The organism is Rhizobium anhuiense, assembly GCF_003985145.1.
In the GTDB taxonomy this organism is placed as follows: Bacteria; Pseudomonadota; Alphaproteobacteria; order Rhizobiales; family Rhizobiaceae; genus Rhizobium; species Rhizobium anhuiense.
The window spans coordinates 440,063-463,510 of the sequence record NZ_ML133521.1 but is presented as its reverse complement, the minus strand read 5'-3'; the positions used below and the strand labels follow the sequence as shown (position 1 = coordinate 463,510).

The 23,448-nt window shown below is 59.6% G+C and carries 24 protein-coding genes and 2 pseudogenes; 8 read left to right on the top strand and 18 right to left on the bottom strand.

Annotated elements, in window-relative coordinates:
- The first annotated feature begins 44 nt into the window (after window positions 1–44).
- Window positions 45–1,139 (top strand): site-specific integrase, encoded by a 1,095-nt coding sequence (locus EEQ99_RS02260; RefSeq protein ID WP_127429953.1) that lies wholly within the window; start codon window positions 45–47, stop codon window positions 1,137–1,139.
- 93 nt (window positions 1,140–1,232) lie between these two features.
- Here EEQ99_RS02260 and EEQ99_RS02255 read toward each other — a convergent pair whose 3' ends face one another.
- Complete coding sequence (locus EEQ99_RS02255; protein WP_097622528.1) at window positions 1,233–1,610, bottom strand: hypothetical protein; 378 nt, start codon at window positions 1,608–1,610, stop codon at window positions 1,233–1,235.
- 316 nt (window positions 1,611–1,926) lie between these two features.
- Between EEQ99_RS02255 and EEQ99_RS02250 the strand changes: the two genes are divergently transcribed.
- The 3 genes and pseudogenes from EEQ99_RS02250 to EEQ99_RS34855 all read left to right on the top strand — a co-directional run bounded on the left by EEQ99_RS02250 (window position 1,927) and on the right by EEQ99_RS34855 (window position 4,563).
- Complete coding sequence (locus tag EEQ99_RS02250; RefSeq protein ID WP_127429952.1) at window positions 1,927–3,093, top strand: ATP-binding protein; 1,167 nt, start codon at window positions 1,927–1,929, stop codon at window positions 3,091–3,093.
- Between the two features lie 252 nt (window positions 3,094–3,345).
- Window positions 3,346–3,462: pseudogene (locus tag EEQ99_RS34975) on the top strand (recombinase family protein); the annotation flags it as partial.
- Window positions 3,442–4,563, top strand: a pseudogene (locus EEQ99_RS34855) (transposase). The pseudogenes EEQ99_RS34975 and EEQ99_RS34855, both read left to right, overlap by 21 nt.
- Window positions 4,564–4,658: 95 nt before the next feature.
- Here the strand turns inward: EEQ99_RS34855 and EEQ99_RS02240 are convergent.
- Complete coding sequence (locus EEQ99_RS02240) at window positions 4,659–5,528, bottom strand: DMT family transporter (protein ID WP_127429951.1); 870 nt, start codon at window positions 5,526–5,528, stop codon at window positions 4,659–4,661.
- Window positions 5,529–5,588: 60 nt separating this feature from the next.
- On the opposite strand from EEQ99_RS02240, the gene EEQ99_RS02235 reads away from it, so the two are divergent.
- Both EEQ99_RS02235 and EEQ99_RS02230 read left to right on the top strand, forming a co-directional pair.
- Complete coding sequence (locus EEQ99_RS02235) at window positions 5,589–6,194, top strand: TetR/AcrR family transcriptional regulator (RefSeq protein ID WP_097596194.1); 606 nt, start codon at window positions 5,589–5,591, stop codon at window positions 6,192–6,194.
- Window positions 6,195–6,524: 330 nt separating this feature from the next.
- A complete protein-coding gene (locus EEQ99_RS02230) occupies window positions 6,525–7,433 on the top strand; it encodes a nucleotidyltransferase and HEPN domain-containing protein (protein WP_127429950.1) in 909 nt (302 codons plus the stop codon).
- A 225-nt stretch (window positions 7,434–7,658) separates the two neighbouring features.
- On the opposite strand, the gene EEQ99_RS02225 is transcribed toward EEQ99_RS02230, so the two are convergent.
- Window positions 7,659–8,420 carry an SDR family NAD(P)-dependent oxidoreductase gene (locus tag EEQ99_RS02225; protein ID WP_127429949.1) on the bottom strand — a complete coding sequence of 254 codons (762 nt, stop codon included), beginning with the start codon at window positions 8,418–8,420 and terminating at the stop codon, window positions 7,659–7,661.
- 98 nt (window positions 8,421–8,518) lie between these two features.
- On the opposite strand from EEQ99_RS02225, the gene EEQ99_RS02220 reads away from it, so the two are divergent.
- Window positions 8,519–9,430: a LysR family transcriptional regulator gene (locus EEQ99_RS02220; RefSeq protein ID WP_127429948.1), complete on the top strand. Its 912-nt coding sequence runs from the start codon at window positions 8,519–8,521 to the stop codon at window positions 9,428–9,430.
- Window positions 9,431–9,730: 300 nt separating this feature from the next.
- Here the strand turns inward: EEQ99_RS02220 and EEQ99_RS02215 are convergent, their stop codons facing one another.
- Both EEQ99_RS02215 and EEQ99_RS02210 read right to left on the bottom strand, forming a co-directional pair.
- Window positions 9,731–10,753: an extracellular catalytic domain type 1 short-chain-length polyhydroxyalkanoate depolymerase gene (locus EEQ99_RS02215; RefSeq protein WP_127429947.1), complete on the bottom strand. Its 1,023-nt coding sequence runs from the start codon at window positions 10,751–10,753 to the stop codon at window positions 9,731–9,733.
- Window positions 10,750–11,205, bottom strand: coding sequence for an NUDIX hydrolase (locus EEQ99_RS02210; protein WP_097622519.1), 456 nt, complete (start codon window positions 11,203–11,205; stop codon window positions 10,750–10,752). The genes EEQ99_RS02215 and EEQ99_RS02210 overlap by 4 nt, the downstream gene beginning before the upstream one ends.
- Before the next feature lie 63 nt (window positions 11,206–11,268).
- Between EEQ99_RS02210 and EEQ99_RS02205 the strand changes: the two genes are divergently transcribed.
- The gene (locus EEQ99_RS02205; protein WP_244604746.1) at window positions 11,269–13,170 is read left to right on the top strand and encodes a putative bifunctional diguanylate cyclase/phosphodiesterase; all 1,902 of its coding nucleotides are present in this window, start codon (window positions 11,269–11,271) and stop codon (window positions 13,168–13,170) included.
- Window positions 13,171–13,234: 64 nt separating this feature from the next.
- Here the strand turns inward: EEQ99_RS02205 and virB11 are convergent, their stop codons facing one another.
- The 13 genes from virB11 to EEQ99_RS02140 are packed head-to-tail and all read right to left on the bottom strand — an operon-like array spanning window position 13,235 to window position 23,366.
- Window positions 13,235–14,266: a P-type DNA transfer ATPase VirB11 gene (virB11, locus tag EEQ99_RS02200; protein ID WP_127429946.1), complete on the bottom strand. Its 1,032-nt coding sequence runs from the start codon at window positions 14,264–14,266 to the stop codon at window positions 13,235–13,237.
- 6 nt (window positions 14,267–14,272) lie between these two features.
- Complete coding sequence (virB10, locus tag EEQ99_RS02195; RefSeq protein ID WP_097622517.1) at window positions 14,273–15,445, bottom strand: type IV secretion system protein VirB10; 1,173 nt, start codon at window positions 15,443–15,445, stop codon at window positions 14,273–14,275.
- Window positions 15,446–15,454: 9 nt separating this feature from the next.
- Window positions 15,455–16,312: a P-type conjugative transfer protein VirB9 gene (gene virB9 / locus EEQ99_RS02190; RefSeq protein ID WP_097595443.1), complete on the bottom strand. Its 858-nt coding sequence runs from the start codon at window positions 16,310–16,312 to the stop codon at window positions 15,455–15,457.
- Window positions 16,309–16,980 carry a VirB8 family type IV secretion system protein gene (locus EEQ99_RS02185; protein WP_097595557.1) on the bottom strand — a complete coding sequence of 224 codons (672 nt, stop codon included), beginning with the start codon at window positions 16,978–16,980 and terminating at the stop codon, window positions 16,309–16,311. The genes virB9 and EEQ99_RS02185 overlap by 4 nt, the downstream gene beginning before the upstream one ends.
- A 1-nt stretch (window position 16,981) precedes the next feature.
- Window positions 16,982–17,266 carry a hypothetical protein gene (locus tag EEQ99_RS02180; protein ID WP_127429945.1) on the bottom strand — a complete coding sequence of 95 codons (285 nt, stop codon included), beginning with the start codon at window positions 17,264–17,266 and terminating at the stop codon, window positions 16,982–16,984.
- A 52-nt stretch (window positions 17,267–17,318) separates the two neighbouring features.
- Window positions 17,319–18,239, bottom strand: a complete 921-nt coding sequence (locus tag EEQ99_RS02175) for a TrbL/VirB6 family protein (protein ID WP_097595446.1) — start codon at window positions 18,237–18,239, stop codon at window positions 17,319–17,321.
- 3 nt (window positions 18,240–18,242) lie between these two features.
- Window positions 18,243–18,467, bottom strand: coding sequence for an EexN family lipoprotein (locus EEQ99_RS02170; RefSeq protein ID WP_127429944.1), 225 nt, complete (start codon window positions 18,465–18,467; stop codon window positions 18,243–18,245).
- A complete protein-coding gene (gene virB5 / locus EEQ99_RS02165; protein ID WP_127429943.1) occupies window positions 18,464–19,162 on the bottom strand; it encodes a P-type DNA transfer protein VirB5 in 699 nt (232 codons plus the stop codon). The genes EEQ99_RS02170 and virB5 overlap by 4 nt, the downstream gene beginning before the upstream one ends.
- Entirely contained in the window at window positions 19,162–21,528 is a 2,367-nt protein-coding gene (locus EEQ99_RS02160; protein WP_127429942.1) for a VirB4 family type IV secretion/conjugal transfer ATPase, read from the bottom strand. Before EEQ99_RS02160 ends, virB5 begins: the two co-directional genes overlap by 1 nt.
- Entirely contained in the window at window positions 21,521–21,859 is a 339-nt protein-coding gene (locus tag EEQ99_RS02155) for a VirB3 family type IV secretion system protein (RefSeq protein WP_127429941.1), read from the bottom strand. The genes EEQ99_RS02160 and EEQ99_RS02155 overlap by 8 nt, the downstream gene beginning before the upstream one ends.
- A gap of 5 nt (window positions 21,860–21,864) precedes the next feature.
- Window positions 21,865–22,164 carry a TrbC/VirB2 family protein gene (locus tag EEQ99_RS02150; protein ID WP_097542453.1) on the bottom strand — a complete coding sequence of 100 codons (300 nt, stop codon included), beginning with the start codon at window positions 22,162–22,164 and terminating at the stop codon, window positions 21,865–21,867.
- Window positions 22,161–22,823 (bottom strand): lytic transglycosylase domain-containing protein, encoded by a 663-nt coding sequence (locus EEQ99_RS02145; RefSeq protein ID WP_097542454.1) that lies wholly within the window; start codon window positions 22,821–22,823, stop codon window positions 22,161–22,163. Before EEQ99_RS02145 ends, EEQ99_RS02150 begins: the two co-directional genes overlap by 4 nt.
- A 3-nt stretch (window positions 22,824–22,826) precedes the next feature.
- Window positions 22,827–23,366, bottom strand: coding sequence for a hypothetical protein (locus tag EEQ99_RS02140; RefSeq protein WP_097542455.1), 540 nt, complete (start codon window positions 23,364–23,366; stop codon window positions 22,827–22,829).
- Between the last annotated feature and the right edge of the window lie 82 nt (window positions 23,367–23,448).

Here is a 23,448-nt window from a genome sequence, read left to right as displayed (position 1 = left end):
GCAGAACCGCTAGAGTCGGGCAAGTCACAGCGCCAGAGACCGCCATGCTGCCGTTTGCCCGTCGTGATCAGCTAGCCGCTTTGCTGACGGACGATGATGTCGCCACCTTAAAACATCTGGCGCAACAGGGCATGGGCGGCAACACGCTCAGGGCGCTCGCTTCCGATCTCGGCTATCTTGAGGCTTGGTGCGCGCTTGCCATCGGCTCTCCCCTGCCCTGGCCGGCGCCGGAGAGCCTGCTGTTGAAATTCGTCGCTCATCATCTCTGGGACCCTGTTGAACGTGCCGAGGATCCGAACCATGGCATGCCGGTCGAGGTCGAGACAGGATTGCGCGCCGAAGGGTTTTTACGGGTCAACGGCCCGCATGCGCCCGACACGGTGCGCCGGCGCCTGACCTCGTGGTCGATCCTAACACGCTGGCGCGGACTAACCGGAGCGTTTTCGGCGCCATCATTGAAGACCGCGCTCCGGCTTGCTGTGCGCGCCGCGCCGCGGCAAAGCCGCCGCAAGAGCAAAAAAGCGGTTACCGGCGATGTCCTGGCAAAGCTCATGGTCACCTGCGCCGGCGATCGTCTGGTCGATGTTCGCGATCGCGCCCTGCTGCTGACCGCCTTCGCTTCCGGCGGCCGCCGACGCTCCGAAATTGCAAGCCTTCGCATCGAGGATCTGATTGACGAGGAGCCGGTGCATGCCGACCCGCAGAATTCCGCCTCCCCTCTCCTGCCCTGCCTCACACTCAACCTCGGCCGCACCAAGACGACGAATGTAGAAGATAAGGCCCATGCCGTCCTGATCGGCCGTCCGGTCGGGGCTTTGAAGCGATGGATCCAGGAGGCAAAAATTGAGGCAGGGCCAATCTTCCGTCGTATCGACCAGTGGGGCAACGTCGATCGCCGCGCCTTGACACCGCAGTCCGTCAATTTCATCCTCAAGGCCCGCTGCAGGAAGGCTGGTCTCGATCCAGAGATATTTTCAGCCCACGGGCTGCGATCTGGTTATCTCACCGAAGCGGCCAACCGCGGCATCCCGCTTCAGGAAGCCATGCAGCAGTCATTTCATAAATCGGTGGCGCAGGCTGCAAGCTACTACAACAATGTAGAACGGAAGAACGGGCGGGCCGCAAGGCTGGTCATTTGACGGATTGACCCTCAAATCGCCCCGTTGGCGCAAAAGTTCTACGAGGCAATTCAGGTCGCCGTCATGGAAGGCTGGAAATGTACTTGGTCTGCATCAACGCCAGCCACTGTCATAACGATAGCCTGTGCCGTCAAAATCGCGATAGCCGGAGTTGTCCTCATGACGCGGACCAACGCTATAACGGTAGCCCGAGTCACCATAGTCGCGATAACCGACATTACCTTCATAGCGCGGGCCGCGGCTGTAGCGATAATCTGCGCCTTCATCATACCGCGGACGGTCCCTGTCCTCGATGAGAGCACCGGCAACCAGTCCGCCGATGAGCCCCGCCGCCAGCCCACCAACGATGGCAGCACTCCTGTCGCCGTGCCGGTGCTCGCGATAATCATGTGCGCTCGCGGAGCCATAGGAAGTGAAGATGCTGCCGGTCGCGACCAATGTAGCAAGTGTCGAGAGAATGAGCTTTTTCATCGGCTACTCCATCAGAGCCTGTGTTGGGAGGTAAGGCTCTTTCTGGTTACTTGATGACATTGGCGCGCTGAACAGGCTGTGAATGTTGCGTTTCGCTGCCGTTCATCGACCGTTGGAGTTAAGGCCCCACGCCAACGGCCGCGGTAGAAATCAATCCAGTCATCGACCTTGGGTTAAAGATGGCGTTCCGAACAACCGACGCGGCGAGCCTTTAGGCGCACGGCAATGTGAACGACGCGCGACGCGCCAGCGGACGCAGCCGAGCTATCAACATATCGTCCTTGCAATTACGGAATTATACTCCATAAATGCAAGGATGATTGAACGTCGAATATCTACAAAACTGACTGAGTTGATCGATTCGAGCCCCGCCGTTGCGCTCATTGGCCCGCGTCAGGTCGGCAAGACTACGCTGGCTCTCGCCATAGCCGAACAACGCTCATCAATCTATCTCGACCTGGAATCGGATGCCGACCGCGCCAAACTCACCGAGCCGGAACTATATCTCAGCCAGCATAGCGACAAGCTCGTTATCCTGGATGAGGTTCACCGGCTACCAAATCTTTTTCAGAATTTGCGTGGGCTTATCGATCGGGGCCGGCGAAATGGGAGGAAGGCTGGCCATTTCCTGCTGCTCGGGTCCGCATCCATCGATCTATTGAAACAGTCGGGTGAGACGCTGGCCGGTCGCATCGCCTACCTTGAAATGGGTCCGATCGACGGCCTGGAAGTACCAGTTGATGATCTGAATAAGCTATGGGTGCGAGGCGGCTTCCCTGATAGTTTCCTTGCGGTAAATGATCGTGCAAGCCAGCGCTGGCGGCAGGACTTCATACGAACCTATCTGGAACGAGATATTCCCGTGCTTGGTCCTCGTATTCCTGCCGAGACATTGCGGCGCTTCTGGATAATGCTCGCACATCATCAATCCGGACTTCTGAATGCCGCAGAATTTGCGCGTTCGCTCGGCGTCGATGGCAAGACGGTCGCCTCCTATCTCGATCTCCTGGTTGATCTACTCCTCGTGCGACGCCTTGAGCCTTGGCATGCGAATGTTGGCAAGCGCCTTGTCAAATCACCGCGGGTCTATGTTCGCGATAGCGGCATCACCCACACCCTTTTGGGACTGACCACTCAGGAGGACCTGCTTGGACACCCAGTCGCCGGGGCAAGCTGGGAAGGTCTCGTGATCGAGACGTTGATTGCAGCAGCCCCCCCCGGAACTCAGAGCAATTTTTACCGAACATTGGCTGGTGCGGAGATTGACCTCCTTCTGACGCCCCCGGGTGAACGACCTTGGGCTATCGAAATCAAGCGGAGCCTGACGCCGAAACTCGAGAAAGGCTTCTATCTTGCATGCGAAGATCTCGACCCAGCACGATGCATCGTCGTTTACCCTGGGCAGGAAACTTTCCGCCTAAAGCACGATGTGGAAGCAATGCCCCTAGCCTCGATAGGCAAAGCTCTGGTTGACCTTACCTAGCGGGCGTATCGCCTATAGAAGCCCGCTCCAGCATCTCTCTGGGCAACAATGCGCGAACAATGCGATAGCGCTCATTCAATCACACAGTTCTGCGGCATTACGCCGGTGGAAGGCCGCTGACGCGCGTTCCGTGTCGACCGGAAGACGCGCTGGAAGCGCCTCCTCTTTGATCATAAAACATACTCGCAAAGGGTCATTTCTTCGCGCATTCCTTATTTGTACAAAGCACCTGAAAAGCAGCCGCAAATACCCATGGCAAGACGACCAGCTTCAAATCAGCCGCCATTACCGAAACGGCTCGTCGGCTACGCCCGCGTCTCGACGGACGATCAGGTCCATGACGCGCAGATGGATGAGTTGCGCGCCGCCCACCTTCTGCGTTCTATCGACCGCTTCGTCGACCTGTCCGGCCTTGCGGTCCCACTTGCGGCCTTTCTATAGCGAGATCGGGCGGCCCTCGATTGATCCAGAACTGATGATCCGCATGCTGATCGTAGGCTACTGCTTCGGCATCCGTTCCGAGCGTCGGCTGTGTGAGGAGGTGCATCTGAACCTCGCCTATCGGTGGTTCTGCCGGCTCGGCCTGGAAGGCGATGTGCCGGATCATTCGACTTTCTCCAAGAACCGGCATGGCCGCTTCCGGGATAGTGATCTGGGGTGCGGCCAGTGAGGTGAAGCCGAAGTTCGTATCGAGGTCTGATCCGGCGGCGCAGTGGACCGGAGCGCAGAAGGGGGCCACGCCTTCTTCGCTTACGCCACCAACTATCTGATCGATATGAACAATGCCATCATTGTTGACGTCGAAGCGAGCCGGGCGATCCAACAGGCCGAAGTCGGCGCGGCACGCACCATGATCGAACGCACCCAGGATCGCTTCGACCTTTATCCAGAACGGCTGGCCGCCGATAGCGCCTATGGTTCTGCCGAGATGCTGGGCTGGCTGGTGCACGAGCGGGGATAGAGCCGCATATCCCGGTCTTCGACAAGTCCGAGCGGCGCGACGGCACTTTCGAAAAAGCCGACTTTGTCTACGACCACAAACGCGATCTCTATACCTGCCCTGGCGGCAAGGAGTTACGCTCGCGACAGATCACCTACAAAAATGAGCGTCCGCTTGTCGACGAGGATGGCATGGTATGCTACCGAGTCAGCGAGCACGACTGCGATCCCTGCGCCCTGAAACCCAAATGCTGCCCGAACACCCCGGCGCGCAAAATACCACGCTCCATCCATGAGGGCGCTCGCGACATGGCTCGCGATATCGCCAAAACGGAAGCCTATGTCACTTCGAGGCGGGAGAGGAAAAAGGTCGAGATGCTCTTTGCTCACCTCAAACGCATCCTCAGATTAGATCGCTTGCGACTACGAGGGCCGAACGGAGCTAGAGATGAGTTCCACCTCGCAGCCGCAGCCCAAAACCTCCGGAAACTCGCAAAGCTAATCCCGACGCCGATGCCGAAACCAGCATAAAGGGAGCTACACCTTGGCGCGCCAGCCGCAATCCAGAGCTGCCGCACGATCTCGACGCGACTTTATCAAAGGTATCTGCCCAAAGCGGCCGTTGCTCAAACGGGGGCAGCAACCTTACGGCTCGGTAGGAGATACCAAAAGACAGAAGTCAAAACGACTGCACCGCCCAGAAGGACTGGTAGCGTGATCTCCTCGCTGTAGAAAATCCAGACCCATATTGGGCCAAGGATGACATCAAGCATGGATAATAGTCCGGCTTCACCTGAACCAATCCGGCGAGAGCCAAGCAACAAAAGCACATAACCAATGCCGGTCGTGAAAATCCCATAGAAAGCGCATGCGAGGAGCTGTGTCGATGTCGGTATCGAATACTGCATGAGCGGAAGGGCGATGCAAAAGCAGGCCAACGCGGCCAAGACCGTCATCATCGTCGAATCCATGCTTGGAAACCGTTTGGCAATGACAATCTGCGTGGCGCATCCAGCCGTCATGATAAAAGCAGCCAGGATGCCAAGAAGGTCGTTTGCCGACATAGCTGCTCCGACCGAAATAACTACTCCCAGGAAAGCTAGACAGCCAGCGATCACGAAGCGGTATGTCACGGGGTCGTGCAGCCATAAGAAAGCGATCCCGGTCGCTACAAACGGAAGCGTGGCGTACACCGTCATGACATTCGCGACGGTCGTCCGCTGCAAAGACGCAACATAGGTGATCGCCGCTACTGTAGAAACGACACATGCAACCACACCAGGCATGCCGAAAGTCCCTTTAACACCTTTCTTCGTCCATCTTCGGCGGATCAATACAAATGCGCCAAGCGTGACGAATGAGAAGGCCGACCGCCAAGCGACCATTGACCAGACATCCATGTCGGCGATGCGCACAAAAAGCCCGGCCGTGCTCCACAAAACAGCAGAAGAAATCACGAGATAGATGCCGACAAGCCTACTGCGTGCTATGCTCATATGAGGTCACTCCGTGGAGAGAGATGTGCATAAACAGCCTAGTAGACGATTGGTCTAGTTATGGATGGTCAATCTGCGACGCGTGAACGCCTCATTTCCGAAGGTATGCGGCAATTGCTGGCGCATGGCTATGACGGTGTGGGGATCGGCCCGATCCTGAAGGCCGTCGACGTCCCGAAAGGGTCCTTCTATTATTTCTTTCAGAGCAAGGATGACTTCGTCGTAGCGGTCGTCGAAGCGTATGAGGAGAAGTACCGGCAGGTGCGGGAGAAATTCTTCACTGACATGTCGCTCCGTCCGCTGGCCCGCCTCGATGCCTATTTCGCAGCTCTTGAACAAGAGTATAAGGCGGCCGCCCCATATGCAGGGTGCCTTTACGGTATGATTGCCCAAAGCGCTGCAGGCCGGAGCGCAGTCGTTCTCGATGCGCTCGCCGCTTCATTCGAACGCTGGGAGAAAAGTATTCAAGGGGTGCTGGCCGCTGCGCAGCAGGATGGCGATATTGACAGTGACGAGAACATCAATGATCTAACAGCGAGTATCGTGGACGCTTACGAGGGGGCGCTCATTCGAGCTAAAGCCAAGGATGGTGTGTTGGCATTCACCCGCTTCCGTGAAATCGGGCTGAAACGTTTGATTTCGCCCACGAAGCTAAATGTCCGCTAGTCGCATTCAGCCAATCCGGAAGATTCCAATGATCCTGGCAGGTAATAAAGTGGTATCATTCCAACGAAATTGATTCCGCGTAATCAAGCTGATCGACATCCCCATTCAGAGGCGAAAGGGCATCTGCCTTTTCGGTGGCCAACGCGCCGGTGACGCAGCGTGTGCTCCCCGTTCCTGGAGTGCAGGACCTTCTTGGGAAGCCACATTCACGGTCGTCTTCGATTAACGCGGTTCCTCGAGAGAACGTGATCTCCGAGGCGATTAGTTCCCACAGATTCCCTCTCAAAACTGCGAGTAGACGATATTGGATCTTTCGCCTATCGATTGCTTATGAAATCGTCGCTCGATCATATGCCGCTTCGCAAGCAACGAGAACTCGGCCGGGTCCTTGAAATCCTCCACGAGGAATTCGAGGATGCGCTGAAAGAAGGCACGGCCGATTTCAAGAAGCGCGGCAGGATCCTGAAGATCATCCTGTTCGGCTCCTACGCCAAGGGCGGGTGGGTCGACGAGCCCTTCACCATGAAGGGGTATCGCTCGGATTTCGATCTGCTCATCATCGTCAACAACCGCAAACTCTGCGAATTCGCCGAGTACTGGTACAAGGCCGCCGATCGGCTGATCCACGAGGCCTCGATCGAAACGCCGGTGAGCTTCATCGTCCATTCCAGGCGCGAGGTGAATACCTACCTCAAGGAAGGGCATTATTTCTTCTCCGATATTCGCAAGGAGGGCATCGTTCTCTACGAACTGGACGATGAGCCCCTGCCCGAGCCCGAGCCACTCTCGACCGAGGATCGTCTGCGGGTTGCAAAGGAACACTATGAGGACCGGTTCGTAGCAGCAGAGGAGTTCGCTGATTGGGCAGAATACGCCCGCACTAAGCAACAGCGAAAAAGAGCTGCTTTCGCATTTCACCAATCGCTTGAACAGGCCTATTCCTGCGTCCTCCTCACTCTGACCAACTACGGCCCACCATCGCACAACATCAAGTTCCTGCGCTCGCTCGCCGAGGAGCAGGACCGTCGTTTGGCCGAAGCCTTTCCGCGTGATCATCACAAGGAGCGCGCCTGGTTCAACACTTTGAACGAGGCCTATGTGAAGGCGCGCTATTCGAAACATTACGAGATCAGCGAGGAGGCTCTCACCTGGCTCAGCGAGCGGACGACCGTGCTGCTTGAATTGGTGAAGGTGGTTTGCTCCGAACACCTCGAAAAGCTCGAACACGACATCTACTAGGATCCGGGAGGCACGGCACATGCTACGCATTCGGTGTGGTCGTTAGGCCTCAGTTGTCCCTGTGATCATGACAGGTGGAAGACGGAAGGCTTGATCAGAAACTTCAACGATGGCTTCGATCGGTCCGAGGTTGGACCTTGCGCCGAAGAACTCGCAAAGCTAACCAGCGAGCCGGCCTTGCGAGGTGTATGCGGTCAGTTCCCTGACGGATAGGACAGCGCCGAACTAAAGCCGGATACCGCCAATTGTGAAACCACCGTCGACGGTGATTTCCTGGCCGGTGACGAAACTGGCATCGTCCGACAGCAACCACGCCACGGTGCCCGCGACGTCTTCTGATCTGCCGTTACGGCGAAGAGGCGTGTGACTGGCGAGGCGAGCCGCGAAGACAGGGTCGATGACGTCATCGGCCATCGGCGTCAGGATGATGCCAGGGTTTATGGCGTTGACGCGGATGTTCCGTGGGCCTTGTTCCACCGCAAGGGTGCGCATCATCGCCTGCAGGGCACCCTTCGTGCCGGCATAGGCTCCGGCGCCTGGCATCACGCCACCAGCCGTCCAGGAGGCGTTGATGAGGATCGCACCATCGGCCAGAAACGGCAGGCATTGCTTGATGGTGAAAAAGGTGCCGCGCAGATTGGTGGCGATCAGCGCGTCGAATTCGTCCGCTTCTGTGACAGCCAATGGCTTGAACTCGCCAAGCACGCCGGCGTTGGCGAAGAGGGCATCCAGTTTGCCGAAGCAAGTTATCGTCGTCTGGACGGCCGCGGCAACCGCCTCGTTGTCGGCGATATCGCAGGCGATCGCAATGGCTGTGCCGCCGGCGGCCTCGATCTCCGACTGCAATTGGCTGATAGGCTCGGGCCGGCGCCCGACGAGAGCGACTTGGCCACCCTCTTCGACCAGTCGAAGCGCGGCAGCCCGCCCCATGCCGGTTCCCGCTCCCGTAATGAGGATGGTTTTGCCCGTGAATCTGTTCTGCGCCATGTCGTGCTCCTTGTTTGCAGCGTCACAGGAGTTGTATTTCACCCAGATAAATGGATAATCGTGAAAATAATATCATCATTTAAAAGTTGAGCTATCGAATGTGCCTCTTCCGATCCATGCAGGTATTCGTGACAACGGTGCAAGAGGGCTCGATGAGTGCCGCATCCGGCAAGCTCGGGATGTCACCTGCGATGGTTGGGCAGCATGTGGCAGCACTTGAGGAACGGCTCGGAATGCGCCTTCTGAATAGGACGACCCGCCGTCAGAGCCTGACGGATTTCGGCGCCAGCTATGTCGAACAGTGTCGAGATATTCTGGAGCGCGTGGCGATCGCCGATCAGGATGCCGAGGCATTGCAAGCAGAGCCTCGTGGCAAGCTGAAGATGACGGCTCCGACGACGTTCGGTGCAGAGGTGCTGATGCCGAGACTGCAGCGCTACCGCGCGCTTGCCCCGGATGTCACGCTGGATATCACCTTGACGGATCGCAATGTCGACATTGTCGACGAAGGATTCGATATTGCCTTCCGTATCGGCGAATTACCCGATAGCCGCTTGATCGCGCGCCGTCTTGCCCCTTACCAGATGATGATCTGCGCTGCACCAGACTACCTTGCTCGAAGGGGCAATCCAGGTCATCCAAGTGACCTGGCCAACCATGACGCCATCGGCTTTGCTCCGGCGGCACGGTCACCATGGAAGCTGGCGAACGGCGACGTTCAGGTCGAAGTCATCCCGCGGATATCGATCACTGTCAATAGCGGTCAGGCCGTGCGCATGGCCGCACGCGCGGCCCTCGGAGTGATCATGCAGCCATCCATTCTGCTGCGTTCGGATGTCGAGGCAGGCCTGCTCGTTCAACTCTTTCCAGACTGGCATCTCCGTGAGCGACCGATGTCGCTTGTCTATCATCGCGATCGCCGCATGACGCCGCGCCTGCAGAGCGTCATCTCGTTTGCCATTTCAGAATTCGGCGCGACATCCGAATGGCGGGCAGATCCACATTCCTAATGACCCGTCCTGGCGGGCTGGTCAGCCGACGGCTATCGGATTGGCGCGCTGCTTTCTCGGACGAACCGATCGACCACCGTTTTCGGCACTGACCAAGCGACTGTTGCAATGAGCGGAATTCCTCTCGCTCGGCGGGCGCCTTTACGTCCGAACAAGAGCCATCGATTGCCCAATGCGACGATCGCCATACGGCGGGAACAGCAGCACTACTTGGAACGTTTGGAGAACGAATTCGGGAGGCCGCTATGAGCCATCGCGACCGGACTTTGCCTGGTGCGGTCGAACATGCCCGCGAACTGGTTACATTCGAAACCTCGACAAGCCCCATAATCGCATCATCTCAGCTGGAGCCGAGATATCTGCCGGGATCACATAAGGGTCAGCAGATCGTGGTGTTATGACGCTCTTGCGTTTCTTGATCGGAAGCCCGTGGCCCATGTTGCTGACCGAATAGAGGGCCACTTTCCTCTCGCCGGTCACTTTCCACGACTGCAAGCTGCCCCATGGTTTTTTCTCCAAGCGGCCGCTGCTTTCTACAATGCCCTGAACTTCGAGCCACTGAGCAACACAAGCGAGCGCATTGGCGGGCTTGACCACCCGGTCTTCCATGCCCTGCCAGATGGTTATCGGAGGCCATGCCCTGACTTCTGGCGAAATCTCGGCGATCGGCCGTTCCCATCCGCCCGGTGGCGGCGTCGCGCCTGACTTCATCGCGCGCAGGGCCGACATCGCGTCGCGGACGGATCCGAATGGCATGCCGGCGATGATTGCGGCGCCCGCAAACAGTGAGGGATAGTTCGCGACAAGTGCGCCCGTCATCGCCGCGCCGGCGGACAGCCCCGCGATGAATATCCTCGACCGGTCGATGCGATGTCGCTCGCATAGGTACTCGATCATCTGCTTGATCGAACGGACCTCGCCGCGGTCTCGCGCGACGGCGCTTGGTCGAAACCAGTTGAAGCAATCTTGCGAATTGTTTGCTCTCTTCTGCTGTGGATAGAGAAGAACGAAACCGCGCTCTTTCGCGAGCTTGGAAAAGCCCGCCGCGGCATCCAGGCTTTCAGGAGTCTGATGGCATCCGTGAAGCAAGACGACAAGCGCAGGGTTCTTCGGCAGCCGTGTGGTCGGGACGAAGGATTTCATCAGCAAGCGGCCCGGATTGCTTCCAAACGCGGTTGTCTCGACCAAAATCGGTTTCGCGGGACGGGGCGTTGAACGTTTCGTTTTGCGTCGGGTCTTTGCGACAGCTTTCTCGATCCGGTTACTGATTTTCTTTTGGGCTCTGAGGACCCTCAATAGCGATCTGCCGAAACTGAGCTTCATAGGTCGACGTTCTCAACCCGACACAGGAGCGCTCGCAGACCCGGCCGGGCGGCCTCGCGCATGGCATCCTTCAGTGGGAACCAATGTGTTTTACGGATGCTTTTCTCCGGAAACTCGTCCGCGATGCGCGACACCTGGAGAAGATGGACGGACACATGGTAGTGGTTGGGACCCGTGTCCTTTCGATACGAAAAGGAACCGAACACGGTCGTGTCGACGAGGCCCACCACTCCGGCTTCCTCGAACGCTTCTCTGAGCGCCGCAGCGCTGGTGATTTCACCATACTCGACGCGCCCTTTCGGAATGCCCCAGCGACCGTTCCGTCGGCTGCCTACAAAAAGAATTTCAAGTCCACCGCCTTCGGTCCGACGATAGCAAAGAGCACCAGCCTGCGCGACATCGCGACCAGACAGGGTATTCGTAAGTTCCGTCTGGTCGTTTTCGTTGAGCATTGTCCGCCTCCGGTTTCGAAGCCCGCGCACGCTAGCGGGGCTGCCTTCAAGAGTCCAGTTTGCTTGATCACCTCTGGTGGCACTCTCGAGTTGCGCTATTCTGGGCTTTTCTGCCAGCGGCATGCACGCGACTTAAATCAATGTTCACGCATGTATTCCATGGTGATTGTGCTTGGCCGGCAGTTTCCCCAACCGGATAATTTCGAAACCAGGCCCGGCACGATGCACGAGGCACGCATGACACCCAAGTCGTCTTCAATGAGCAGCTCGGAGCGGCGCATGCCGTTCACGGTGGTGAAATTTGCCGAGGCGACGAAATTATCCCTGATCTCGATCGACAGCCACGGAGATATCGAGTTCGTCAATCCCTCCGCCTGCGCGCTGTTCGGCTACACCAAAGGCGAGATGATCGGAAAGCCCATCACTATCATCATCCCGGAGCGGATGCGGGGCGCCCACATGGCAGGGCTGCAAAAAGTGTCGGCGGGGCAAAAGCCAAATCTCGGTGGCAGGCCGGTCGAGGTGTCGGCGGTCAGGAAGGACGGCACGGAGTTTCCGATCGAAATCACCCTGTCGACCTGGCGTGGCAAACGCGGCTTCTGTGCCGGCGCCGTCATCACCGATATTTCAGAGCGACGGGAGAAGGAAGGGCGACTGTTGCGCCTGGCAAGCCAGGATACCCTGACGGGACTGCTTAATCGTCATCGCTTTTCCGCGCTGCTTGCCGATACGCTTGCTGCGGGAAACGCTGCCGCCATCATGCTCTTGGACCTGGATGGCTTCAAGGAAGTCAACGACACGCACGGACATTTGGTCGGCGATTGCCTTTTGCAGGCCGTCGGTGTCAGGCTCCCATACACGCTGCGTCCTGACGCTCATATTGCACGTGTCGGCGGCGACGAATTTGCGGTGCTGTTGCAGAATGTAAGCGACCCGCGTGCCGTTTATGCCCAAGCCGATGCTATCCTCCAGGCATTTGCAAAGCCGTTTGAACTCGGCGGACATGTCCTTGAACTCGGCACCAGCATCGGCTTTGCTCTTTCACCGGCCCACGGGGTGGAAGCCGAAGAGCTGATTGCCAGTGCCGACTACGCCCTGTATCGAGCGAAAGCCGCAGGCGGACACTCGATCCGGATGTATGACGCCACCATGCGAAGCGAGACGTCGGCGCGGCGCGAACTGCGCGATGAGCTGCTTGCCGGGATGCGTCAAGGTGAGCTGGAGCTCTTCTATCAGCCCCAGGTCAGACTCTCCGACGGTAAAATCATCGGGCTTGAAGCATTGATCCGTTGGCATCATCCCACCCGGGGCCTGCTGACGCCCGGAGCCTTTCTTCCTGCTCTCGATCAGAGCGCATTGGCTCTGGATATTGGCTGGTGGACGCTTGACGAAGCAGCAAAGCGCGCCAGCGAACTGCAGGCGTCAGGCTACAAAATCAAGATCGGCGTCAACCTCTTCCCGGGGCAACTCCGCGGCCCCAATCTCATCCACAAAGTGGCCAACGCACTTCAAAGGCACTCCCTTGCACCCGAGGGACTGGAGCTCGAAGTCACCGAAACGATCGCACTTGCCGATGACGATCGTTCTCTGGAGGCGATGACGGCCCTGCGGGAGCTTGGCGTTGGCATCGCCTTCGACGACTTTGGAACGGGATATGCTTCGCTCAGTTCCTTGCAGCGCTATCCACTGACGACGCTGAAGATCGATCGCGGTTTCATCCAGCAGATTCGCAGCAGGCCGAACGATGCTGCGATCACACGCGCACTGATCGGGCTCAGCCGTGACATGGGACTGGACACCGTCGCAGAAGGCATTGAAACCCGCGAACAGGAGGAGGCTCTCTTGGCCTTGGGTTGCCCATATGGCCAAGGCTACCTCTTCGGTCGGCCTATGCCGTTCAGCGCGGCCGTCGGTGTCATCGAGCAGAATGCAGCATCCACCCCGCCCAAAGCTGACTGCATTTGATGCTGTCCCGCGATGCATCCGACGCTTCGCCTTGACAGCTATGGCGTGCCGGGAAACCCCGGCGTCAGCAGTTTTGACCATCGCCGCGAGCGATTTTAGTTGCCGCGGCGGCGCGATAGTAGATTTCAGTCACCCGAAACCGACCCTCGAGGCGTTTACACTGGACGATGACGTCGATCGCGATCTTCAGCATCGCGCGTATGTCGTTTCGCTCCAGGTCTCTCCCACCTTCGGATTCCTTCACCAGCAGAGTCAGCTGTTCGAATGCAAGGTCGGCGGAGTCGGCATGCACCGTTGTGATCGAACCCGGATGGCCTGAGTTCACATTGCGAATGTAGTAGAACGCGGTGCCGTCGCGCAGCTCCTGCAGAAGAATGCGATCCGGCCGCATGCGCAGGCAGGACTCGAGCAGATCCTTCGCCCCGACTTTTGCCAGCCCTTGGCCGCCCTTGGAGTAGAAGAGACGGACGTGGTTCGGCTGCGGGATGACGAGCTCCGGCGTGTCTTCAATCGAGATGATGCGTTCGCTCGACGGGATATGGCGAATCAAGGCTTTCGAGAGCGTCGTCTTGCCGGATCCTGTCGCCCCGGAGATGATGATGTTCTTGCGTGCGTAGACGGCCTCTCGCAGAAATGCCTGGTAGGACCCCGTTCTATAGAATTCCAGAAGCCTACGGTCGGCCGAGGAGATGTCCGCCTCTTGCCTCGCAACCTCGGCGAACAAGCCGCCCTGCTCAAGATCGTTGAGGCTGAGCGACACGGAAGACGGTTTTCTGATCGTGATGCTGACGGTTCCTTTCGTCGTAGCGGGCGGGATGACGATCTGGATCCGCTCGTCGCCGGGCAGCGTTGCCGAGAGGATGGGCCGGGTTTCGTCGATCGACTGGTTGGAAAAGCTTGCGACAGCGCGCGCCAGACGCATCAGCTTGTCGAACGACAGCTCCGGCAGATCATGGGCCTGCCACCCGGCCGTGCCCTCGGTGACCACCTGGGTCGGCCAGTTGACGATGATCTCATAGAGGGATTTGTCGCGCAGGAAGGGCGACAGGGGTGCCAACAGCTCTCGCACGACGCCTGAATCGGCTCCCTCTGTCATGGCGGGCTATTTCGTGACCAGGGTCGAGGCGGGCGCGAAGTCCCCGAGAACCGCCCGATCGGAGACTCGGTTGCGCGGTTCCGTCACGCGGAGGCGATAGACGCTCGAGAAATCGAGATCACGCGCAACGAAGATCGAGACGAGCTCCCCTTGATGCTTCAATAGCGTCGGCGCAATGTTGATCGACTGCTCGACGGCGATGGTCGCGGCCTGCTTGCCGGCGCTCGTCGTGTTGTCTGCATCGACATCGCTGTCCTGCAGCTGGCTGTTGACGTAGGAGGTGGCGTCGCCGACGATCGACAACAGGATCGCGCTGCCGAAACGCTCCCACCAATGGGTATCGACGTAACCGTCGACTCCGGCACGCCCAAGGGCGTCGGTTGCCGGCGACGCCAGGGTGATGATCACCCCCTTGGGCGTCTTTGCCCGGTTCCAGAGCACAAACAGGCGCTTCTGGCCGCGGCGAAGGCCGCCGCGATATTCGCCGACCACCTGCGTGCCCTTCTCCATCAGCACGACCCGGCCGTTATCCGAAAGGACGTCGCGGCTGATGACACAGCTCGTGAACCCGGGTTGGTCCGACGACAGTGCCGTCTCCAGAACGCATGGAATGGAGGTTCCCATGGCGACGATGAAGTCGCGATTCCCAAGCGTGCCGGCGCGCGAGCCCTGCAGCTGGGTCGGCGTCAACAGCCGATTGAAGCGCTGGTCCTCGTTTTCGGCCTGGGCACCGGGACCGCCCGAGTTGCTCCCGAGCGGAACGTAATTTGACGCGGTATCGGCGCTGGCGTCCTGGTCTCGAGAATGAGACGGAGAGGATTGCTTCCCACCATAGGCGATGACCGGCGCGCGTCGGGCAGCGTCGAGAAGCTTCTCGTCCTCGCCCGCCTGTTCGGGCATCCCGGGTGTTGGCAGCAGCGTTTCCGGCGGCGTGGCGACCGGTTGGACCGGTTCCTTCGCCGGCTCGAAATCCGACGTCTGCCGGATGACGACGCGTTCGGGCTGGATGCCATCTACGGGCTTATCCTGGCCGCGCATCGACCAGAGGGCAAAGCCGACGAAGGCGACGATGGCGAGCGCCACCGCACCGCGTCTCACCGTCGGATTGCTGTCGAGACCGCGGCCCGTCGTCGTTTCGGCGCGCTCACCGGGAATGTGGGTGCTGTCTTCCTCGGCCATGGCGTCCTCCTATTGTCCTGCCACAGCCTGCGTCTTCACGACGCGCTCGACAGAGGGTGAGGTCGTATTCGTATCGGGATCGATGCCGATACGGTCATAGGCCTCGTTGAAGACGCAGAGGACGTCGCCTCCCCTGCGCAGGATGAACTTGCGGCTGATCGCGTGCACCAGCACCAGGTTGTTCTCGACGGACTTCGGCACGAGGCTCTCGCTGCCGTCGGAATTTTCCATGTAGATCGCCGGCATTTCCTGGTTGCCGGCAAAGGAAAAGGTCGTGACCTTGCCATTGTCGTAGACGGCCTGCGGTTCAAGTGCCGAGGTCCCTTGAGCCGAATAGCGCCAGTTGCGTGGCCCATAGGCCTCGTGGAGAGCCAGAACCTTGTCAGCTTCTCCGGCCTGAGCTGCTTGCGCGCGGGCAGCGGTCTCCAGCTTCCGGCGTTCGGCCTCGTCGGCGGGATAGCGATACTTCACATAGAAGTAGGTGTTCTGCCCGGCCTCGACGCTGCCATCGCGCACCGTCAGCTCCATCTGGTAGCTGCGGGTCGAGCCATCCCGCCTGGTCGTGACGACCGAGATGTTCGTCACCGGCTGGTTTTCGCGGGGTTTTAAAAACAGGATGTTGCCGGCCGGCGCCACTTCCCACGCGACGCTGTTGCCGAGTGCCACATGGGCGATCTCCTCATCGGCGGCGAACTCTATCTGCACCGAAGACCGCAACGTGCCGACGATCTTGGTGATGTTATAGGGCTGGTAGTCGATGAAACGGACGCGGCTATCCTGCGATGCGCCTCGCGGGATATCGAGCGCCAGCGCGGTCGTGGTGAGTCCTGCGGTCACCGTCAGGGCGATGAGGAAACTCTGCTTCAATTGATGGCCTCCGGATCGGCGCGATATTCGCTGACGGCAAAACCAAGCGGATTGGTCAGCCGGTCGGTCGAGGACATCGGCGCGTTGACATAAGAAAAGGTGAGCGTCGCCACCCAGTGGGTGGTCCGGACGTCGTCACCACGCGTGACGGTCCTGGTATAGCGCACCGATACGACATTGGCGTTGATCAGCGAGATCGAGACGATGTTGACGCGTGCCGTCGCGCCGCGGCCATAGATATTCTGCGGAGAGTCCGGATTGCCGCCTCGGTAGATCGCCGCAAAACGCGTCTGCTCCGGCTGGGTCGAGAGCAGAGCGACGGTGCGAAAATTCTCCTCGGCCTCGCTCCAGACATAGGCTTCCCGCGCACGCACATATTTGGCGGCGAAATACTTGGTCACCGCCTCGTCGTAGCTGCCGGCAGTCGACGTCAGCGCCGAGACGACGTCGACGATGCCGGTCGAATTGTCGACCCGAACGACGAAAGGCTCGACCGTCTTCAAAGGCGTCAGCCCGGCAACGGCGACGATCGAGGTGGCGGCAAGCACGCTTGCGGCAATCGCGATAGACCAGGCGATGCGCGCCGACCGCTCCACCTGGACCAGCCGATCCTGATCGAAGCGGCGTGCCCTTTCGAAATAGCTCTTCAGACTGTCGGTACTCACGATCTCACCCCTCCTCGCATAGCCGATAGGAACCCGCGGCATCGAAATGCGCGAAGTCGGCTGGCCCCTCCGTCAGCGGCTCTTTTCCATAGGAAGACACCTGGCCGGCCGCCGTCGCCGGGACTGCGTCATTGCCGCTTTGCTTGGCGGGCTTGTTGTCCTCCCACTGCCACATGGCGCGGTTAAGCGGCCGGCGCGAATAGCCATCGCATTTGGGCAAAGGATGGGACCTCGATGCGCAGCCGGTGAACTCCAAGGCAAGGAGGAGCGAGACGATAATGCGGATCATTGAAATGCAAACCTCTGAAACATTTGTCGTGGAGAAGTCGTCTTGCGGCCCCTCAAGATCTGAGACGGCGGCCGGCGGAACGGGCGCCGCGACCAACAGCTCTGGCACCATGCGAGGCGGCCCAGGCGAGCGTGCCCTCATGGGCGTCTCGGGCAGCACCATAGCCGTAGGTCAGCGACGCCCCGCCCGCCGCAAGCGCTGAGGCGATTCCGGGCAGTTGGTAGAAGACGTAAAGGGCAGCAAGGCAGATGGCGCAAAGGGCGACCGGGCGCATCATGACATCGGTATAGCTTTCGACCGCCGTGAAGGTCGTGTCGATACAGCTGATCAGCAGTGAACCGATCGCGACGACCAGGACCTGGAGAATGACGAAATTGGCGAGCTGACCGATCCAGGATTCGGTAAAACGACGGGTGGACTGGAACATCGCCAGCGCCACGAAGATCGGCCCGATGGCCAGCACGATGGCGAGCGCCAGCCGGGCATAGAGCGAGACGATATAGCCGATCGCCGCCACCGTGAAGCTCGCGCCGATGGCCATCATCCCGCCGATGCCGTTGACGATGTCGGCGGGCCAGGTGGCGCGCGCCCAGATGTCCTTGGCGCATTTCTGGCCCTTGTCGAGCAGGCTGTCGAAGGTGGAGGCACTCGGTGCGCTACCCGAGTTCAGCGCCTGGGAAATCTCGCGCGGCAGCGTCTCGAAGAAAATCTGGGTGACATAGGTCTGATATTCGCTGGCGTTGCGCACCAGCATGACGATGATCGCAAGTTTCATCGCCCGGAAGGCGAATTCGACAATCGGCTCCTGGACCGAGCCCCGCAGGACAAGATAGCCATAGAGCACGACGTAGAGCGTCAGCGCCGCGGTGAGTGGGCCGCTGATCCAGCTGGCGATGTTCGACGTGCCCGACGAGATGAAATTCTCGAGCGGCGACTTGAACTGACCATCGACGAAGCTGAAGACCTGGTACATGGCTCAGCCTCCAGGCGTAGTGCGGAGCCACAGCTTCCAGTGCGCCGCCTCGGCGTTTTGGCAATTGGGCGTCTGACGCAAGGCGCCAGGGTTGTTGCGGCATTCGCTTGTGATCTTCGCGAGCAGGGCCTGAGCAGCCATCAGTTCGTCGCCGGTATAGATCTTGTCGCCCTCGCCGAAGCAGCCCGAAAGCGCAAGCGCGGCGATACCAGGAAGGAGATATTTCATTTGAGCGCCTCTGCCATGGCATCCAGGCGCTTGCGCCAATCCTCGGCCCTGCGCTGGTCGTCGACCTGAACCTGTGCCTGCTGGACCATCTGCAGAGCCTGCATGCGCAGCACGTCGGTTTGCAGAAAGGCGGTTTCGGCCTGCAGGCGTGCCTGAAGGTCGGCGATATCCTTGGCGTCGGCTGCACCCGAGATCTGCTGGCGTAGCTGATCGATGCCGTCGATGCGCTTGGTGGCGGCATCGTAGATCTGCTGGCCGAGGCTCATCTGCCCGGCATTCTGGTTCTGAGCGCGGGCCAATTCTTGCGCATAGAAATCATTGGCATCGGTGCGATAGGTCGAATTTTCTTCGAGGAATTTTGAGGCGGAGGTGGCGAAGACACCGCTGCCCGAGCCTTTGAGCAAGCCTTCGATGGCATTGAAATCCTGCGGCAATGCCTTGCGGATCGAAGGGTCGTTCAGCAGACCGGCGACATCGGCCATGTTGGTAAGCTTGTTCAGCGATGCGTAAAGCTGCTGCGCCTGCTGGAGCTGCTGATTGAGCGTGTCGAGCTGGGATTTCAGCTGAGTGATGCTCTCGATCTGCTTGGCGATCGCCGTCTCGTCGATGACCGGAATGCCCTGCGCGAATGCCGTTCCAGCCGGCAACAGTGCAACCATCATCGCCAGAGCAAACTCCATTCTGATCCTTTCCATCAATCCGTCCTCCTTCTTTGCCGAAACACGGGTAGCCAGTCTGCCAGCCGGTCGCCGATCTCCGCCCGGATCGTCTCGGCGAGTTCGACGTTGGCGGTGCGGCCGGACAGGATGTCGAGCTCGTCGTCAAAGCCCCTGAGGTTCAATTCGGCGACGACGCTGTTATGGCCCTGCTTGACGATGAAGCGCCGGCTTTCGACCGAAAGCTCGCGCGAGAGCAGTTCGAATTCGCGCTCCGTCAGTTTGAACCCGTCGACGTAATCGCCATGGTCGCCGCGCGGATTGGGAAGGAAGATCTGCGTCGGGCACTGCTCGATGATCGTATGGGCAATCGGCGAGACGATCGCGTCGCGCGGGCTTTGGGTCGCAAACAGCATCAGGCCGTTCTGTTTGCGGATCGTCTTCAGCTTGTTCTGCGCGAGGTCGCGAAAGCCTTCGTCCTGCAGCGCCTTCCAGAACTCGTCGATGACGATGATGATGCGCCGCCCGTCGATCAGCTGCTCGATGCGGAAGAACAGGTAGGCCATCAACGGGGTGCGGATTTCCTCATTGTCGAGGAAATCGGTCATGTCGTAACCGATGAACTTGGCCCCGATCCCGATGTCGTCGGTTTGGTTGTCGAACACCCAGCCGAGCGGCCCACCCCTTTCCCACCGCCTGAGCCGCGCCGCGATGCCTTCGGGATCGGTATTGTTGAGGAAGGTGCGCAAGGCGCCGATCGAACGCCCTTCGACCGGCAGGTCCGCCAGCCCGTCGATCGCCGAGGCGATGTCGCGCAGCTCCAAGACCGTCAGTTGACGCTTTGCCGACCCGACCAGCTGGCCGACCCAGCGGGCGAGGAACACCTTGTTTTCCGGGGTGAGTTCAAATGCCTTCAACGGCGCGCAGCCGGTGGCGACACCGTTTCGAAGCGGCAGGTAGGTGCCACCCGCGGCCCGGACGAACAGGTCGGCTCCGCGATCCTTGTCGAAGAAGACCATGTGCGGATCATGTTTTTCGAGCTGGGACAGCATGAAGTTCAAGAGCACCGTCTTGCCCGTGCCGGACGGGCCGCAGACGAAGGTGTTGCCGAGATCGCTATGGTGGAAATTGAAATAGAAGGGCGAACCGGAGGCGGTCTTCAGCATGGCGACGGCCGGTCCCCATTCGTTGCCGTCTTTCCTGCCGGCGGGATAGGAATGGAAAGGGGAAAGTGCTGCAAAATTTCGCGAGGTGATGGCGCCCGATCTTGCCCGGTAGCGGAAATTGCCCGGCCCCTGCCCCCACCAGGCCGCTTCAAGGCCAAGATCCTCGCGGGCGACGACCGCACCCCCATTGGTGAGATAGGCGCGTGCCTTGGCCATATTGTCGGTGAGTTCCTTCACCGAGGGCGCAAAGACCGACAGGGCCAGATGATGTTCTCCAAGCACGAAGCGGTTCGATTCCAGATCGTCCATGGCATCGCCGAGCTCTTCGATCTGCGACGCCGCCTTGTCGCCGGCGCTGACCATCTGGTTCTGCTTGCGCCCCATGATCGTGCGCGCATCGGCTTTCGCGACGAAGGCGAAAGATTGCGTCAGGATAAGCTCGAAGGGCGCCGTCAGGATGCCGTCGAGCATGCCGCTGCGGGTGGTCGCCGGATATTCCTTGAACCCGAATATGCCGGCGTAACGGCTTGCGGCCTCATGACGGATCTCGACGGTCTCCCGCCCGAAGATCACCCGATGCGAATAGATCGCCGAGGATATGCGGCCTTCCGTCAGCGGGACCCGCTCCCGCCGGCCGCCGACGATCTGATGCAGAACCTCGCTCGGCTCGGAAAAGACGATGTCGTCCTGTTCGTAGAGGCAAAGCACACGAGGCTCGAAGCGTTTCAGCCCGGCAGTCACGTCGGAGACCTTGTCCCTCAGATGCTTCAGGGCATCCTCATCAAGCTCGACACGGTCGCGGCGCGCCTTGCGCAGGCGGGAGAGAAGATGGGCGGCTTTTTCTGCGGGATCCCGGCCCGGATGCCAGACAAGCGAGAGGTAAAGATCATTGCGAAACAGATCCTCTTCGATCATGCGGTCGCGATATCGAGCGTTCAGACCTTGCGAGAAGGGGTTGGCGAAGGCTCCGTCCGGGTAGGCGTTGTCGCGGCGGCGGATGACATGAGTCCAGAGCGCCAGATGGTCGTCAGCGATGTTGCGGTAAAGCGTATTAAGATCGCGGTGCAGGCTGTTGAGGTCCAGGACATCGGCAGTTTCGAAGGATATGCCTTCAAGCGCGACCATCACCATCAAGGCCCTGGATTCGAGCGCGATCGTCGTCTCGTCGACATGACGGACGTATGGAATGAAAGTTTCGGGCCCGAGTTCGCGCGAGCGAAGCGTTGCGGTGCTAGGCAAAGCTCAAATCCTTTTCGTCATAGCGCCGGATGAGCCTCAGGGGCGACAAGCTGGCGCCGCCCCAATAGGCGGCGTTGCGCGACCGGCCGCGGGTCTCGATCCAGGAGATCAGGATGCGGAACATGTTGTGGTCATGCTTGACGAGCGTGCGGAATATGAAATGGAAGACGACGCCGACAAGTGCGTAGGCGATCGATCCCGCGGTGATATAGAGGATGGTCGTCAGCATGACGTTGAGGCCCATCGCCTCCATCGTCACGCCGGCAATCATCGCCGGGCGCGTGCAGGCAAGAAACAAGATATCTTCCTCGATAGCGGCGGCTGTTTGCATGATGATCAGCTTCCGACGATCGTATTGACGAGTTCCGTCGCACCAAAGATTCCGCCGATGCCGATAATCCAGAAACCGGCGCGGCGAAGATCCATGTAGCCGAACATCCAGGCGATGCAGATGATGATGACGGCGATGACCGCAAGCAGCCTGGCAATATTGCCGGTCAGCATGTCGACGATGTTCTGCAGGACGGTTTCGACGCCGGCCGCCTGCGCGAAGGCCGGCTCTACCAGGCAGGCGCTGATGACGGCGGCCATCAGGAGAGGGGCTGCGACAGGGCGAAAGTCTGCTCTTGAGATCATTTTCGTTGCTCCGATCGTTCGTCTTGAAACACGAGAACCTGGGATGACCGCCGGACGTTGAAGACGTCCCACGATGCGGCTCCGCCGGATTGGGAAAGCAATTGTGTAGCCGGCGATATCTCCCGCCTGGCTGACGGGTCCGCGACAGGGGTTTCTTGCCGCGGCTCGGCGATAGTGAGAGACGCAAGGTCGGAAGGCAGGCGGCTCATTTCCTGGCGGACCTCAGCGTCATATTTGATCATTTCGCCAACAGACGGATCGTCACGCCCGTAGTAGGACTGAAGCATCACCTTTTCGGCTTGCGTCGCATCGGCCCCGGAGCGCAAGGCAAGGCGATAGTAGCCATCGAGCAGAGTGGCCGTCGCCTTGAGGTTCAAGCAGGGATCGAACGCATCCGAAATCGAAAGCTTCAGTCTGCCTAGCTCCGCCGCCCCAATGCCGCCCAGACCGATCCGGATGTCCTGCCGATCGGCAACAAGGGAGGTCGCGCGCTCGATCGCCTCCGCCTTCGACGCGGGTTGGCGCTCAGGCGGCGGACCGCTGTTGATAGCAATGGCGAGTGGATTGAAGCCGCTCTCCAGACTGACGACGGCGGCAAGCGTCCTGACGTCCACCACGGGTGCGCAGTTCTGGGCGAGATCAACGAATGCCACAGCCATAGTTCAGTACCAGACCCGTTGCGTGCCCACCCCATCGATGGTGACGTCGACATAGTGGGGCTGCGATCTCACCATCGGGCGAGCGGTCGGATAACCCATGCATTGGCGCCGACCATCGACCAGCTGCCATCGCGGCGCCAAAACCGAATTGTTGCTGGAACTGCTGCTCTCCCCGAGATCGGGGCAGAACGCGTCGCTCACCGGCTGAAGGGCGATCGACACGCAGGTTATTTCCTGCCCGCGCGGACCATAATCGCTTTGCAGCCGGTATCCGCTTTCGCAGTAATACGGCTCATAGCCCGGGCGGGAACTGTGGAAGGTGGCGCCGCTGCAAGTGGGGAACGAATGCCCCTCGGCAAGCTCGCGCCAGAGCTTTTCGATCGGCGGGCGGCATTCTGCAAACTGCGTCGGGCCTCCGGGGTTGGAAAGGCACAGAATAACCTCGCAACCCCACTCATTTGCTTGCGCCCTGCCTGGTGAATTAAGATAGGGTGGCAATATGCAGCAGGCCGCGACAACCGTGTTGAACAGAAGGTTTTTCATGAGCACGACCCTTCAAAGACGTCCCATTGCGGAAGAGGTAGCGTGGTGCTAGTGCGATTTATACTGATTTATATAACACAGT